Annotated in this window: 12 protein-coding genes and 1 pseudogene; 6 read left to right on the forward strand and 7 right to left on the reverse strand. The window is 33.5% G+C overall.

Features of this window, described 5'->3' with window-relative positions; genetic code table 11:
* Positions 1 to 16: 16 nt before the first annotated feature.
* Together cpdA and nudF are read right to left on the reverse strand one after the other, a co-directional pair.
* A complete protein-coding gene (gene cpdA, locus GAPWK_RS10485; protein ID WP_025316182.1) occupies positions 17 to 847 on the reverse strand; it encodes a 3',5'-cyclic-AMP phosphodiesterase in 831 nt (276 codons plus the stop codon).
* 167 nt (positions 848 to 1,014) lie between these two features.
* Positions 1,015 to 1,644 (reverse strand): ADP-ribose diphosphatase, encoded by a 630-nt coding sequence (gene nudF, locus GAPWK_RS10490; protein WP_025316183.1) that lies wholly within the window; start codon positions 1,642 to 1,644, stop codon positions 1,015 to 1,017.
* A gap of 138 nt (positions 1,645 to 1,782) precedes the next feature.
* Between nudF and tolC the strand changes: the two genes are divergently transcribed.
* The gene (gene tolC / locus GAPWK_RS10495) at positions 1,783 to 3,138 is read left to right on the forward strand and encodes an outer membrane channel protein TolC (protein ID WP_025316184.1); all 1,356 of its coding nucleotides are present in this window, start codon (positions 1,783 to 1,785) and stop codon (positions 3,136 to 3,138) included.
* A 147-nt stretch (positions 3,139 to 3,285) separates the two neighbouring features.
* Here the strand turns inward: tolC and GAPWK_RS10500 are convergent, their stop codons facing one another.
* Positions 3,286 to 4,173, reverse strand: a complete 888-nt coding sequence (locus tag GAPWK_RS10500) for a LysR family transcriptional regulator (protein ID WP_025316185.1) — start codon at positions 4,171 to 4,173, stop codon at positions 3,286 to 3,288.
* 102 nt (positions 4,174 to 4,275) lie between these two features.
* Between GAPWK_RS10500 and GAPWK_RS10505 the strand changes: the two genes are divergently transcribed.
* Together GAPWK_RS10505 and GAPWK_RS10510 are read left to right on the forward strand one after the other, a co-directional pair.
* On the forward strand, positions 4,276 to 4,941 hold the full coding sequence (locus GAPWK_RS10505; protein ID WP_025316186.1) for an NADPH-dependent F420 reductase: 666 nt from the start codon (positions 4,276 to 4,278) through the stop codon (positions 4,939 to 4,941).
* A 115-nt stretch (positions 4,942 to 5,056) separates the two neighbouring features.
* A complete protein-coding gene (locus GAPWK_RS10510; protein WP_025316187.1) occupies positions 5,057 to 5,845 on the forward strand; it encodes an SDR family NAD(P)-dependent oxidoreductase in 789 nt (262 codons plus the stop codon).
* Positions 5,846 to 6,689: 844 nt separating this feature from the next.
* Here GAPWK_RS10510 and metG read toward each other — a convergent pair.
* Positions 6,690 to 8,717 carry a methionine--tRNA ligase gene (metG, locus tag GAPWK_RS10515; protein ID WP_025316188.1) on the reverse strand — a complete coding sequence of 676 codons (2,028 nt, stop codon included), beginning with the start codon at positions 8,715 to 8,717 and terminating at the stop codon, positions 6,690 to 6,692.
* A gap of 225 nt (positions 8,718 to 8,942) precedes the next feature.
* On the opposite strand from metG, the gene apbC reads away from it, so the two are divergent.
* On the forward strand, positions 8,943 to 10,034 hold the full coding sequence (gene apbC, locus GAPWK_RS10520; protein ID WP_051516280.1) for an iron-sulfur cluster carrier protein ApbC: 1,092 nt from the start codon (positions 8,943 to 8,945) through the stop codon (positions 10,032 to 10,034).
* A 94-nt stretch (positions 10,035 to 10,128) separates the two neighbouring features.
* On the opposite strand, the gene GAPWK_RS10525 is transcribed toward apbC, so the two are convergent.
* Both GAPWK_RS10525 and GAPWK_RS10530 read right to left on the reverse strand, forming a co-directional pair.
* Entirely contained in the window at positions 10,129 to 10,872 is a 744-nt protein-coding gene (locus tag GAPWK_RS10525; protein ID WP_025316189.1) for an acid phosphatase, read from the reverse strand.
* A 324-nt stretch (positions 10,873 to 11,196) separates the two neighbouring features.
* Positions 11,197 to 11,550 (reverse strand): annotated as a pseudogene (locus tag GAPWK_RS10530) (DMT family protein).
* A 232-nt stretch (positions 11,551 to 11,782) separates the two neighbouring features.
* Here GAPWK_RS10530 and tpx point away from each other — a divergent pair.
* Together tpx and GAPWK_RS10540 are read left to right on the forward strand one after the other, a co-directional pair.
* Positions 11,783 to 12,295, forward strand: a complete 513-nt coding sequence (tpx, locus tag GAPWK_RS10535; RefSeq protein ID WP_025316190.1) for a thiol peroxidase — start codon at positions 11,783 to 11,785, stop codon at positions 12,293 to 12,295.
* A gap of 141 nt (positions 12,296 to 12,436) precedes the next feature.
* Positions 12,437 to 13,600, forward strand: coding sequence for a sugar transporter (locus GAPWK_RS10540; RefSeq protein ID WP_025316191.1), 1,164 nt, complete (start codon positions 12,437 to 12,439; stop codon positions 13,598 to 13,600).
* A 67-nt stretch (positions 13,601 to 13,667) separates the two neighbouring features.
* Here the strand turns inward: GAPWK_RS10540 and GAPWK_RS10545 are convergent, their stop codons facing one another.
* Positions 13,668 to 15,593, reverse strand: a complete 1,926-nt coding sequence (locus GAPWK_RS10545; RefSeq protein WP_025316192.1) for an ABC transporter ATP-binding protein — start codon at positions 15,591 to 15,593, stop codon at positions 13,668 to 13,670.
* Positions 15,594 to 15,718 lie beyond the last annotated feature (125 nt).

Consider the following 15,718-nt stretch of genomic DNA (forward strand, 5'->3'; position numbering starts at 1 on the left):
TTATTACTTATTATAACTAATAGCCATTTTGCGATAAATCAGGAACAAAACGGTTATCATTAATTCGAAATACTTCTGTTTCAAGCATACCATCATTGGTTAGTATTATTTCACGCCAGCCAGGTGCATCTTTATCTGCTAATCCAAAATCATAACTATTGGGTTTAAACTGTACACAAGTTGAAGGAGTAGAAAATGCTTTGCATGTATACCATAGATGATCTTGACTTTGGTGGATATGTCCCCACCCTAATCCTTTTATTTGAGGGTAATTTTGTATAATTTTTTCCAGATCAACACTATTTTTCAATATATGTTGATCCAACCAGTGACAGTTTGAATTGATTGGGTGATGATGTAAAAAGACCAATGCATTTCTGTCACAATACTTATCTAAATTTTTTTGTAAAAAAAGTAGTTCTGAACTAGATAATAAACCGTAAGCTTGCCCTTCAACCTGACTATTTAAAAGAATAATTAGCCATTTATCACTTAATAAAACGATTTTATTATCTAAAAGTCGATAATTAGCAAAAACCGATTGCATATAATCATAGTTATCATGATTTCCAGGCAACCAAACACAAGGTGTATTTAATGTAGTTATTTGCTCTGCAAAAAATTTATACGCTTCTTTAGTACCATCTTGAACAAAATCGCCTGTGGCTACAATTAAATCATATGTTCTGCTGAGGTTTTTTATCTCATCAATTACAGCCAAAAAACTTGTGTTTGAATTCACGCCAAGCAAAGCACGGCTACCATCAGCAAAAAGATGGGTATCTGTAATTTGTAATATTTTACCGTAATTTTTATTTTTTGTTGGCAGCTGTAAAAGTGACTCCAAAATTCACCTCAGTTATTCATCAATATATTATGGTTAATAATGTTAATAGCAAAACAAAACATTGCTGCAGACAATATTATTTTATTATAAATCCTAGCGTTATATAAAAATGTAAAATAGATCACATTTTAATGAAAGAAATAATTAAATATAATTAATAATATTAATTACTTCCATTGATTTTTTAGATTCAAATAATTAAGTTGTAACCATTGTAACGCAATAATTGATGCAGCATTATTAATTACTCCATCTTCAACCCATTTATATGCTTGATCTCTGCTGACAACATGAACTTTGATATCTTCATTTTCTTCCGCAAGTCCATGAATACCAGTTGCGGTGGACGCATCAACTTCACCAATCAAAATATGCAATTTTTCAGTTAAGCCACCAGGAGAAGCTAAATAACTAATAATAGGTTTACAACGACCAATGGCAATACCTGCTTCTTCAATTGCCTCACGCCTTGCCACTTCTTCACATGATTCATTTTCATGATCCATCATTCCTGCTATCAACTCTAACATCCATGGAGTTTCTTGAGTTTCTATTGCAGCAATACGGATTTGTTCAATTAAAACGACTTCATCACGTTTAACATCATATGCTAGCAAGACTACCGCATGACCACGCTCTAACACCTCTCTGGTAACAACATCGCTTGTTGTACCATCGAATTTACGATATTGAAAACGATATTCTAATAAAGAAAAAAAGCCTTTATAAAGAACTCGTTTAGTTAGATTAAAAACATCATTTTTGTTAAAATTTATAGGATTATTGTTAATTTTCATATTGTGTCTCGTTTTGGGCTGAATTTTAATAAAAAGTGCGAATGACAAATAAACTATGCTTACTATATGCTAATTATCTGTTAAAATCGCATAAATGAAAATACAATTATATTTTATATGTTTTTAAAGAGATGATTGATGAAAAAAACGCTAACTTTTTTAATCGGCTTAACATTAAGCCAAGCAGTTTTTGCTGAAAATTTGATTCAGGTTTATGAACAAGCTAAAGAGACAAACCCAGATTTACGCAGTTCTTTAGCTGAAAAAGAGAAAGCTTACTCAGCAATTTCAGGTTCACGAGCAAGTTTATTACCACAAGTTGGTCTAAATGCATCTTATGGTGTAACACATGGTCGTCGCGACATCAGTGGACAAAAAAATAAAAGTGGTAATTTATATCAAGTAACGGTATCACAAAGTATTTTTAATTTCTCAAGTTGGAAAGCTTTAGATATTACCAAAAAACAAGCAAGTATTGCTGATATTGCTTATCAATACCAAGGCCAAACATTAATTCTAAATACATCGGTTGCTTATTTTAATGTTTTAAAAGCACTTGATGCCTTAAGCTTTATCGATGCTCAGAAAAAAGCAATTGGTCGCCAATTAGAGCAAACGCGTCAACAACATCAAGTTGGTTTAGTGGCCATTACTGATGTACAAAATGCTCAAGCTAATTATGATTTAACGGTTGCCCAACAGGTTAACGCATTAAATGAGTTAAATAATTCAATTGAAAACTTACGTCAAGTCAGTGGGCGTTTCTATTCTAGTTTAGCAACTATTGATACCAAAACATTTAAAACCGAAACACCAACTCAAATTGGCGTATTGTTAAAACAGTCAGAAGCATCTAATCTTAATTTATTAACAATGAAATTAAATCAAGATATTGCCCGTGAACAAATTAAACTTGCACAATCTGGATATATGCCAACTGCAAGTTTAGATGCATCGACAAACTTAAATAAAAGTGAGAGATATGGAAGTTACTCATCAAATGGAGCTATAGGATCTCATCACAGTAAAAGCTACTCTGGTAATAATTATGTTGGTGTAAGTGTCAACATGCCAATTTTTTCAGGTGGCGCAACTATGTCACAAGTAGAACAAGCACAGCATAATTTTGTCAGTTTCAGCGAGAAATTAGAAAGCACTAATCGTAGTGTAATCAATCAGGTGCGCTCATCTTACAACAATATTGCATCTTCAATCAGTTCAATCAAAGCTTACCAACAAGCTGTTGTGTCTGCCGAAAGTTCATTAGAAGCAACTTCATCTGGATATCAAGTTGGTACACGTACCATTGTTGATGTGTTAAATGCAACGACTCAGCTTTATAGTTCTAAACGAAACTTATCAGATGCAAAATATAATTACCTAACAAGTTTACTACAGTTAAAATATGCCGTTGGGACTTTAACAGCAGATGACTTAGTATATTTAAACAACATGTTAGGAAAAGAACTAAGCACTCTAGTTACCATAAAATAGTAAGCATTGCTGATTATTTTAGAATCTCTCACATATAAAAAGGCGATTTTTATCGCCTTTTTTGTTATTGTTGACTTTATTGAGTATCTAAATAAAGCAAATCCGAATTTTTAAACTAATTCAAAACTTCAAAAAACATTCTATTTATCACATTGAATCAGTGATAAATTCAATAAACATTTTAAGTTTAGGTAGCTGCTGTTTATCAGATTTATAAAGTAGATGAACTTCTCTTGCTGGTGGTAAAAAATCTTGTAATATTGGAAATAATTTATTCTGACGAATAAGCTCACTTAGCATTGATTGAGGTAACATAGTTATACCCAAACCTTCGACAGCAGCATTTGCTAAAGCTAAAGTATCATTACTTTTTAAGGATCCAGATATGGGGATATTGATTACCTTTCCATTGATACTAAAAGGCCAAAGATAATCTTTTTTAGTAGGATTGACATATTGATAAATTAAACACTGATGTTTTTTTATATCATTAGGCGTCGCCGGTATACCATTTTTAGCAAGATAGGTTGGGGAAGCTGCAAAAATAAGTTTATAACAATTGAGTTTACGAGCAATATAACTTGAATTAGATAATTCACCGATTCGAAAAACAATATCAAAATCATCTTTTACTAAATCGACATAGCGATCACTTAATTGAAGATCTACATTGACTTTTGGATAGCATCTCATAAAACGACTAAGCACAGAAATTAAATTAAAATGTCCATAACTCACTGGTGCACTAATTCTAAGCCGACCTTTAGGTTCCTCAATAAATTGTTGCGCTAATGTTTTTGAGCTTTTCACTTCATCAAGGATGAATAAACACTTTTCATAATATTGTTTACCAAACTCAGTTAACTTTTGCGACCGTGTTGTACGATTCAGTAATTTTAAGCCTAAATAATCTTCTAAAAATACCACATATTTGGCGATCATTTGTGGTGAAGTATTTAGTGAAATGGCTGAAGCTGCAAATGAACCTGTTTTTACGGTCAATACAAAAGCTTCCATACTTCTTAAAAGATCCACATTACCAACCTCTAGTTGTTAATAAAACAATTTTGATATCATTTATTCTCTTTTATTTTAAGAGAATAATATAACAAATTCATTTATGACTTAGGAATTAATATGTTAAAAAAAATTGGAATAATTGGAGCTGGCTTTGTTGGTCAGGCTTGGGCTAAGTTATTTCTACAAAATGGATATCAAGTCATGTTATGTAACTCACGAGATAAAAACACATTATTTAGTGTAGCAAGCAGTTTGGGTTGTGAAATTGGTAGTCAGGAAGAAACAATAGATTTCAGTGATATTATTCTCGTTGCAATTCCTTTTATCAATTATCAACAGTTACCAGCGAATATTCTTGGCAATAAGATCGTTCTTGATGCAATGAATTATTATCCTGAACGTGATGGACACATAGAACTTTTAGATACTTATCAAACGACCACAAGTGAATTAGTCGCCCAACATCTTTGTAAATCTAAAATAGTTAAAGTATTTAATGCTATTCTTGCAAGAGATATTTTGAAAGATGCAAAACCAAATGATAAAACAAATCGAAGAGCACTCCCTATCGCAGGTAATGATGATTTAGCAAAACAAACTGTATATGAGTTAATTGATCGAATCGGATTTGACTATTTCGACGTAGGTAAATTATCCGAAAGTTGGCGTTTTGAGCGTGCTAAACCAGCTTATTGTGTGCCACTCAATCTTGATCAATTAAAGCATGCATTATCTAAAGCTGATAGACAACTCGAATTACAACACAACTCGTGGAAATCTTAAGCTAAAATAGAAAATACTATCATCTTAACACTTCTATAATTACAGATGATATTAAGAAGTTAATTTAATCATTAAGCAAAATTTTAATAACAACTTTAAAAATGGATAAGAAAAAATGGTCAAAAAAGATTTGAGATATACAGTCATTACTGGCGCAAGTTCAGGAATAGGTTATGCAACAGCCATCGCCTTTGCAAAACGAAATAAACCACTAATTGTTATTGCTAGACGGCAAGAACAGCTAACTTTACTTAAACAAAAAATTGCAGATATTAATCCTGAATTAGATGTCATTATAAAAAAATGTGACTTATCTATATCTAGCAATGTGCATTCACTTTTTACAGAATTAGAACCATATTTTATTGAAACATGGATCAATAATGCTGGTTTTGGTCATTATGGCAGTGTAGGCGAGCAAGATTTAAACAAAATAGAGTCAATGTTGCATTTGAATATTGAGGCATTAACGATTCTATCAACTCTCTATGTGCGTAAATATCATAATCAATCAGATACACAACTTATCAATATTTCATCAAGAGGAGGATACACTATTGTTCCAAATGCGGTCACCTATTGTGCAACTAAGTTTTACGTGAATGCTTTTACCGAAGGATTAGCACAAGAATTGATACAAGCTAATGCGCAGTTACGTGCAAAAGTTCTAGCTCCCGCAGCAACGCAAACCGAATTTGGAAAAAAAGCTAATGATATTGATGAATATGATTATGATAAACGTTTTGCAAAATATCATTCCGCCGATGACATGGCGCAATTTTTGTTAGCACTGTATGATAGCGATAAAATTATTGGGGAAATTGACACGAAAGATTTTTCATTTTCGTTAAAAGATAGCATATTACCTTATTCTGGAAATCCTTCACAAAATCAGAAGAGTTAAGAAAAAATTAATTTATTTTACTCATTAATAACAAGATCGGATGTACAGTTTATAAATCTAAAGATAAACAACATTTTTATCCAACATTACTAACCGACGACACTTAGGGTATAACAACATTGTTATACCCTAGCCTCTCATTTATAACATCATACTAAATTTAAAATAATGGCAATTGGATTTATTGCTAAGTTTTTCAGTTATTAGCTATCGCCAATAATAACAGCTTAAATTCAATAAATTTTATACTGAAACGTATACTTAATCTGAAACTTTTTAACATAAAAGAGCAATGATATGTTCATAAATTAAGATTCACGACAACCTAATTGCTGATATGTGAACATACAATTGAATTAGACTTATCAACTCTATTTTAGCTATTCTATGTTCCACTTTTTTAACTGCGCCTTCTAATCAATAACTGTCATCAATTAATTCTTAAATAAGAATGATTTTTTAATATTTGCTAAATCAGGTAAGTTTCTAAAAATTTATTGCTCTTTGTTGAACATACAACGCCAAGTAATATTGGATTACGTTAACTGGTATGAAATAATGTATCGTAATTTAAACATAAACTTTATTTATGGAAGATTATTGAACCCAATGAAACAGTAATGGTATTTGCAAAAGATGCCGAATGAGATTTTATTTGAGAGGGTCGACAAAAACAAAATGGTTACATAAAAGTTAGTTAAATAAACATTTATAATCGAAAAAGAGACTTAAATAAATATTACTTTAATTAATAAATTTTTCTACTAAAACGTATGTGTAACCTCAAACATCTTAACAAGCATATGAACTTGTTAAGATGTTATTTTAAAAATGCTGATATGAATTATGAAATTCGCATTCCTGGTTTTGCTCCGCTATCCGGTGATAAAAGGTAAACACCCTCACCATCGTCTTTACCGCTTGCACAAAGTACCATACCTTCTGAAACGCCAAAACGCATTTTACGAGGAGCTAAATTAGCAATCATAATTGTTAAACGACCAATTAAAACTTGAGGATCAGGATAAAATTGTTTTATGCCCGAAAATACATTACGCGTTTCATCACCAATATCGAGGGTCAATTGCAATAATTTATCAGAACCTTCCACAAAAGTAGCATTCTTTATTAATGCAACGCGCATATCAACTTTAGCAAAATCATCAAAAGTAATAGTATCAGCAATTGGCTCAGCTACTTTTTCTTTAGCAGGTGCTGTCGATGTCGTTAATTCTTTAGTTTCTTCAATCATTGCAGTAATTTTATCCATATCAATTCGGTTAAATAAGGCTTTAAAGCGATTAATAGTGTGTCCAGTTAAGGCGTTATCAATACCTCGCCATTCCAATTGGCTATTTAAAAACTCTTCAGTACGCTGTGCTAACGATGGTACAACAGGTTTTAAGTAAGTCATTAGAATACGGAATAGGAAAATACCCATTGAACAAATATCTTGTAAAGCTTGATCTTGTCCTTCTTGTTTAGCCACAACCCACGGTGCTTTTTCGTCAATATAACGATTTGCTTCATCTGCTAATGCCATAATTTCACGAATAGCCTTACTTGATTCACGTTGTTCATAGTAATCGGCGATCACTTTAGCCTTTTCAACAAATTGTGCATAAAGCTCTGGCTCTGCAACTTTATCAGATAATTTGCCATCAAAACGTTTGCTAATAAATCCAGCCGAACGCGATGCGATGTTCACGACTTTATTCACTAAATCACTATTAACACGTTGTACAAAATCTTCTAAATTTAAATCAATATCATCAATATGTGGTGATAGTTTTGCCGCATAATAGTAACGCAAACAATCTGGATCTAAATGTTTTAAGTAAGTGCTGGCTTGAATAAAAGTACCGCGTGATTTAGACATCTTCGCGCCATCAACCGTAACATAGCCATGTACAAAAATATTGGACGGTTTACGGTGTTCACTACCGTCAAGCATCGCTGGCCAAAATAGGCTGTGGAAATAGACAATATCTTTACCAATAAAGTGATAAAGTTCAGTACTTGAATCTTTTTTCCAAAATTCATCAAAGATTGCTTTGTTATTTTTATTACAATAATTAAGGAAAGAGCCCATATAACCGATTGGCGCATCTAACCAAACATAAAAATATTTTCCCGGTGCATCAGGAATTTCAAAACCAAAATAAGGAGCGTCACGACTGATATCCCATGGTTGTAAACCTGCTTCAAACCACTCTTGCATTTTATTTGCAACTTGCTCTTGCAATGTACCAGAACGGATCCAAGCTTGTAACATATTTGAAAAAGCAGGCAGATCAAAAAAGAAATGTTCCGATTCTTTCAAAATTGGCGTTGCACCTGAAACAACTGATTTTGGATCAATCAAATCAGTAGGATTATAAGTAGCACTACATACTTCACAGTTGTCACCATATTGGTCTGGTGCCTTACAACGAGGACATGTCCCTTTAACAAAACGGTCCGGTAAAAACATCTGTTTTTCTGGATCGAACAATTGAGAAATAACTTTAGTTTTAATATAGCCGTTAGCTTTTAAGCGTTTATAGATTTGTTCTGATATTTGACGATTTTCAGGGCTATGGGTTGAATGGTAATTATCATAACTAATGTTAAAACCAGCAAAATCGCGTTGGTGTTCAGTTTTAACTTCTTCAATCATCTGCTCTGGTGTAATACCTAATTGCTGAGCTTTAAGCATAATTGGCGTACCGTGTGCATCATCGGCACAGATAAAATAGATTTCGTTACCGCGCATACGTTGAAAACGTACCCAAACATCTGCTTGAATATGTTCAAGCATATGACCTAAATGAATTGAACCGTTTGCATAAGGAAGTGCACAAGTCACCAATATTTTGCGTTGCGTTGTCATGTTAATTAATTACCTTCTATTACATAATGACAGAAATAGTACATCAAACGTGTGATTATCGCTAGATTTATGCCATAATTTGATAAAATTTCTTTATATGCTCAACAAAATTGTAAAATGTAAAAGCCAAAATGTTAGATTAAGAAAGCGTATAACAATATATTTTATAAATATATGACAAGAGTTGAAATAATCTAAAACCAAAACAATATGAGTATAAAGTAGATGCACAAAATTAGGGCTAAAATAATGGAAGTAAAAAAAATTCTAGAAAATTTTTCTCATCCTACCTTACAAAAAAATTTGATTGAACTTGGTGCTGTAAAAACTTGTGAAATAGTCGATCAACATTTAATCATAAAATTAGTTATGCCATTTGCTTGGCAAATTGCTTTCGAAGAACTTAAATCAGAGCTTACGCCACAGTTACTCAAACTTACCAATGTTAAAGAAGTTAAATGGCATATTGAATACAATATCGCTACACTTAAGCGTGCCAACAACCAACATGCTATAAACAATATAAAAAATATTATTGCCATTAGTTCTGGTAAAGGTGGTGTTGGTAAATCGTCAACTGCCGTTAATATAGCACTTGCACTACAAAAACAAGGCGCCAGTGTAGGGATTTTAGATGCAGATATTTATGGTCCATCCATTCCTACCATGTTAGGTACAGAAAAACAGCAACCATTAACACCTGATAATAAACATATGACACCTATAATGGCATATGGACTCGCCAGTAATTCAATTGGCTATTTAGTGGATTCTGATGGTGCAATGGTATGGCGTGGTCCAATGGCCAGTAAAGCTTTATTACAAATCTTACAAGACACATTTTGGCCTGAACTTGATTATTTGGTTATTGATATGCCACCAGGAACGGGCGATATCCAGTTAACTCTTGCGCAAAGTATTCCCGTTACAGCTGCAGTTATTGTCACCACTCCGCAAGATATCGCACTCATTGATGCCAAAAAAGGGATTACCATGTTTACTAAAGTTAATATTCCTACTTTGGGTATTATTGAAAATATGAGTTACCATATTTGTGAAAACTGTGGTCATCATGAAGCAATTTTCGGCGAAGGCGGTGCAAAGCGTCTATCTGAACAATATCATACAACATTACTCGGACAGATCCCATTACACAAAATTTTGCGCCAAGATCTGGATACAGGTAAACCGACGGTTATCAATCATCCAGAAAGTGAATTTACCCAAATTTATTGTCAAATTGCAGGCCGCATTGCCAGCGAACTTTATTGGCAAGGTCAAGCGATCTTACCAGATATATCCTTTAAAGCACTTTAATACGCAAAAATATATTGGCTTTTAACGACTAAAAGCCAATATCAAGATAGATTTTAAAAAATAGTAATCGAATAAAGCCTTTCAGATTTGATATTTACTTTTTCAATTGACTAAATTCCGCTTTAGCTTTAACTAACTGTTTATTAAACTCTTCATTGGTATGTAGATGTGCAACTACAGCTGCAGCCATCACTTTGGCAGCATCAACATCACTTTGCCAATGATAACCACAAATTACTCGACTTTCCCCAATTTCATAACCACGTTTCAAAATCTCATTTTGGCGTTGTGGATTTATCTCGGCAAGCACTAACGAAATAGCAAATCCTAAAGTAGTATGCCCTGATGGATAAGAACCATTGGTTGATAATGTTTTCTCATCTTCAGGTCGACAAGTTGGTTCTTTAAAAAATGAAAATGGTCGAACCCGGTTATAATGAACTTTTGCAGATCGTGTGGCAAGATCACCAGCATCTTCTTTCATTGTGGTAATAAGCTTGTAAATCTCTGGTGTTTTAGTGCTCGAAATCTCATAACCAAAAGATGGGGAAAATTGTTTTGTAACATTATCTTTTGTCGCATCCGCATCTAAATATGCCTGATGTCCTCGTTCCGTATTACGCATGGATTTCCCCCAATCATATTGAGCTTTATCTCTAAGAAATTCAATACTATTGTAGGCGGGTGGTTGCGGCAAAAGTAATAAACTATCTGGAGCTTGGTCTTCTCGAAGATAATAATCTTGCGGATCAGTTGTTACATCCTTTGCTTCAATGGCAAACACATTCGTACATAATAAAGAACAGATGATAATACTTTTTACAAATACTTTTTGCATACTTATCTCCTTAATAAAAAATAAAATTTGAAATTTAGTCAGCTGCTTTAATAACATAAATTTCCTTATTCATTTTTTTAAAGTGATAAAAAGCAATTACATTAGGTTGTTTAATCGTTGCTTAATAATACTGACTTATTTATAAATTGATTAATCATAAATGAATTTTATATTAATAAATCACGATCTTTTATTGTGTGATAAGTATCACATTTCAATATTAAACAGCCTATACGACTAAATCTAAAAAGATTTTATAAAAAGTATTGTTTCGGATTAAAAGATTGAAAAACTAACCGACCACCAGCTGATTCTAACCTTCTATTACACAAAGATTTTATCTCGAAACATAAAAAACACAGCACCAAGCAGACATAACCCCACCCAAATAAAATTAGTTTTAAAAGGTTCTTTTAAGATAAAGATTGAAAATGGGATAAAGACAGATAAACTAATCACTTCTTGAATAATTTTTAACTGACCAGCCGTTGCGACTTGAAAACCGATACGATTGGCTGGAACTTGCAATAAATATTCAAAAAGTGCAATTCCCCAGCTAACAAATACCGCAATAATCAAAGTTTGATTATGCAAAAAGCGTAAATGCCCATACTAAGCAAAGGTCATAAAAATATTACTTAAAATGAGTAAACAGACAGTGATAAAAAGAGGGTTCATAATAATCATTAGTGTATTAAAATAAGGGAATATCATTATATACCTTTGCATAAATAACTCGCAAAAAGGCAAGGTTATTTTTTTACTTATTACATCATCACCAACAAATTTAACAATACGATCAATTGCAGATTTTAAGCAAAGTAAATTGTTGTTGCTTATTGATTCTAGCTTTATAGTAAATGAAAATTAAAAACTGCATTCACTTCAACTCGACACAAAGGAAACCATTATGCAAAAAAGAGTAAATCAAGTTACTATGAAAGGTCATCCTATTACGTTACTCGGACCTGAAATCAAAGTTGGTGATAAGGCACCCGATTTTGTTGTCGAAAATAGCGAAATGCAACCAGTAAAAATATCGGATTTTAAAGGTAAAGTCAGAATTATTAACTCAGTACCCTCCATTGATACTTCGGTATGTAGTGCTCAAGTGCATCGCTTTAATGTCGAAGCAACAAAATTAAAAGATACCATTATATTTTCAGTCAGTGTCGATTTACCTTTTGCTTTAAATCGCTATTGTGCTGCTGAGGGAATTGATGAGGTTAAAGTCACATCAGATCACAAAACTCTCGATTTTGGATTAAAATATGGAGTTGTAATTGAAGAAATGCGTTTATTGGCACGTGCAGTATTTGTCGTTGATAAAAATGATAAAATTGCCTATGTGGAATATGTTAAAGAGATCTCAAATGAACCTGATTACGATAAAATATTAAAGGTAGTCAAAACGCTATTATAAAAATAAATACAATGATGATATTCATGCCACCTTACTGCAACAGGTGGTCTTTGTTAAGAATTATCATTCCGATATATGTAACTATGGTCAATATTCAGTTATAATTACCAACAATCAATTTATCCCGTCTTTAATTACATCATGAATAATGCTAAAAAGCGCTCTCGGATCTGGTCGTCGATTCTTTGTTTAGCTTTTGCCGGATTTATTTTCAATACCACCGAATTTGTACCAGTTGGTTTACTACCTAATATTGCGGAAAGCTTTTCGATGGATGTCGCTCATGCAGGGTTATTATTAACGATATATGCTTGGGCTGTATCATTATTATCGTTACCCTTAACAGTATTAACATCCAAAATGGAGCGCCGCAAGCTCCTTATTTTTTTGTTTTGTCTATTTATTAGCAGCCATTTATTAGCTGGCTTTGCTTGGGATTTTTATAGTTTAATGACTGCTCGCATTGGTATCGCTTGTGCACATGCAGTATTTTGGGCTATTACCACGCCATTAGCGGTTCGATTAGCGCCGAATGGCAAAAAGGCCAAAGCAATGAGCTTTATTGTAGTAGGCACATCTATGGCAACGGTTCTCGGCATTCCTATTGGTACCAAAATAGGAGAATTAGTAGGTTGGCGTATCACGTTTTTATGTATTGGTGGTATTGCTTTTGGTATCTTAATTTTACTAATTTACTTACTTCCTAAAGTACCTAGTATTAACACCATTTCTATCAAGGATCTACCCAAAGTGTTAAAACGCCCAGCCTTACTCAATATTTACTTATTAACGGCAATAATTATCACTGGGCATTTTACCGCCTATACTTACATTACCCCATTTATGATGAAAGTGGGTGGATTCAGTCAAGAAATTGTTGTCCATCTATTATTAGTTATTGGATTTTCAGGCATGATTGGTAGTGTTATTTTTACTCGATACGCAAGTAAATATCCTACAGCTATATTAGTTGTACCCGTAATATTATTGATGGCATGCTTATTATCACTTTACTTCAGCTCATTTAGTCTCTACACCGCGATGATGCAAGGCATAATATGGGGATTAGCAATTACAATTATTGGTATGGTCATGCAAAGTAAAGTGATCGACGTAGCACCCGATGCAACTGACATTGCCACATCTGTTTATTCAGGAATTTATAATATTGGTATCGGCGGAGGAGCCTTTGTCGGCAGCCAAGTGTTAGTAAAACTGTCAACGGATTATATTGGGATAGTCGGTGCTATTTTTGTGATCCTTGCGTTACTTCTTTTCTTCGTTTTATCCAAAAAAACTTGGTAAAAAGCAAATAAGCGCTGGTTGTAACAGCGCTTATTAATTTTGTTTATTGATTTGGAAGTAAAATTCATTACTGTTGACTAAGTGCTTCTAACTGTTCCCAGCGTTCAAACACTGCTTCTAATTCTGCTTCTTTGTCGCTTAATGATTGTAAAATAGGACCGGTTATATCATGAGGTTGATTAAAAAAGTCACTTTGACCAATTTGCGCTTGTAAATCAGCAATCGCAATTTCAAGCTGTTCTATTTTGCTTGGCAACTGGGCTAATTCACGTTGTTCGTTATAGCTAAGTTTTACTTTCTTTTTAACCGCAGATTCTTTATTCTGATTATTGACCGTATTTGATTCTTTTTTAGGTTGTTGACTGCTATTTACCGTCGAAACTTTAACGGGTTGAGCCTGCTGCTGTTGTTGCAACGCATCAGCATAACCTCCAGCATAAATACCAATATGCCCTTTCTCTTCGAAGAACCAACATTGCGTAACAACATTATCAACAAATTGCCGATCATGGCTTACCAATAAAACAGTTCCTTGATAATCATTAACCAGTTCTTCTAACAATTCCAACGTTTCAATATCTAAATCGTTTGTTGGTTCGTCCAATACCAGTAAATTGCTAGGTTTTAAGAATAGTTTTGCCAATAACAAGCGATTACGTTCTCCGCCAGATAATGCCCTTACTGGTGTTCTAGCTCGTTTAGGTGGAAATAAGAAATCCTGCAAATAACCTAATACATGACGCGAACGACCATTTACCATCACCTCTTGCTTGCCTTCAGCTAAGTTATCCATGACTGTCTTTTCAGGATCCAGCTCTAAACGATACTGATCAAAATAGGCGACTTCAAGTTTAGTGCCGCAATGTACTCTGCCTGATGTTGGTTTTAAATTACCAAGCATCAGTTTTAACAAAGTAGTTTTACCAATACCATTAGGACCAATCAGGGCAATCTTATCACCTCGTAAAACTTGCACAGAAAAGTCATTGACTAATAATTTATCATCAACTTGATAAGTCACGTTTTCCAATTCAAAAACGATTTTTCCGGAACGTAACGCTTCCTCAATTTGCATTTTAGCGCTGCCCATCACTTGGCGACGCTCAGAATATTCTTGTCGCATAGCCTTCAATGCTCGTACTCGCCCTTCATTACGAGTACGACGCGCTTTGATACCTTGACGGATCCACACCTCTTCTTGAGCTAATTTTTTATCAAACTCGGCATTTTGCAATTCTTCAACACGTAATGCTTCTTCTTTACCAAGTAAGTAATTATCATAATTACCACTCCAAGAGGCGATTTTGCCACGGTCTAAATCAATAATTCGTGTTGCCATTTGACGAATGAATGAACGGTCATGTGAAATAAATACAATGCTGCCATTAAAGCCTTTTAAAAATTCTTCTAACCATTTAATAGTTTCAATATCTAAATGGTTAGTTGGTTCATCAAGTAATAAAACGGTTGGTTGACAAACCAAAGCTTTAGCTAAAGCAGCTTTACGCAGCCAACCTCCAGATAGTGATGATAATTGAGCTTCACTATCTAGGGATAACGATGAAATCACATTGCGAATTCGATTTTCAAGTTGCCAACCATTTTGGTGATCGAGCTGTTCTTGCATTTTTGCTAGTTTTGCTAAGTTACTTTCACTAGGTTCTTGCTCAACTCGATGCGATAATTCGTGATAATCTTTTAACAACTGAGCTTGTTCTTGTAATCCTTCCGCCACAAAATCGAATACATTACCTTGAACATCACGGGGCGGATCTTGTTGTAAGCGTGACACAACAACATTATTTTCATAAACAATTTGCCCATCATCCAATGGTACTTCTTTATTAAGCACTTTAAGTAAAGTGGATTTACCTGCACCATTACGGCCTACAAGACAAACGCGTTCGTTAACTTCGATCGACATATCAATATGATCTAATAAAGGCGCATCACTGAATGAAAGATAAGCATTGGTAAGATTAATTAATGACATATTTATGATTTTTATTTGGATATTAAATAATAAAGCGTTATTCTATCACAAAGTTGTTAAAGGCAGCTAAAAATCAACTTTCAAAGAAAATAAAACCCTTACAAAATGATAATTGCGCTTCTCTT

The sequence above is a fragment of the Gilliamella apicola genome (genome assembly GCF_000599985.1).
In the GTDB taxonomy this organism is placed as follows: Bacteria; Pseudomonadota; Gammaproteobacteria; order Enterobacterales; family Orbaceae; genus Gilliamella; species Gilliamella apicola.

Coding starts and splice junctions, on each gene's coding strand:
- tpx (WP_025316190.1), top strand. CDS start 11,783: ATGCAAAAAAGAGTAAATCAAGTTACTATGAAAGGTCATCCTATTACG.
- GAPWK_RS10525 (WP_025316189.1), bottom strand. CDS start 10,872: ATGCAAAAAGTATTTGTAAAAAGTATTATCATCTGTTCTTTATTATGT.
- GAPWK_RS10510 (WP_025316187.1), top strand. CDS start 5,057: ATGGTCAAAAAAGATTTGAGATATACAGTCATTACTGGCGCAAGTTCA.
- nudF (WP_025316183.1), bottom strand. CDS start 1,644: ATGAAAATTAACAATAATCCTATAAATTTTAACAAAAATGATGTTTTT.
- GAPWK_RS10545 (WP_025316192.1), bottom strand. CDS start 15,593: ATGTCATTAATTAATCTTACCAATGCTTATCTTTCATTCAGTGATGCG.
- GAPWK_RS10540 (WP_025316191.1), top strand. CDS start 12,437: ATGAATAATGCTAAAAAGCGCTCTCGGATCTGGTCGTCGATTCTTTGT.
- GAPWK_RS10505 (WP_025316186.1), top strand. CDS start 4,276: ATGTTAAAAAAAATTGGAATAATTGGAGCTGGCTTTGTTGGTCAGGCT.
- metG (WP_025316188.1), bottom strand. CDS start 8,717: ATGACAACGCAACGCAAAATATTGGTGACTTGTGCACTTCCTTATGCA.
- apbC (WP_051516280.1), top strand. CDS start 8,943: ATGCACAAAATTAGGGCTAAAATAATGGAAGTAAAAAAAATTCTAGAA.
- tolC (WP_025316184.1), top strand. CDS start 1,783: ATGAAAAAAACGCTAACTTTTTTAATCGGCTTAACATTAAGCCAAGCA.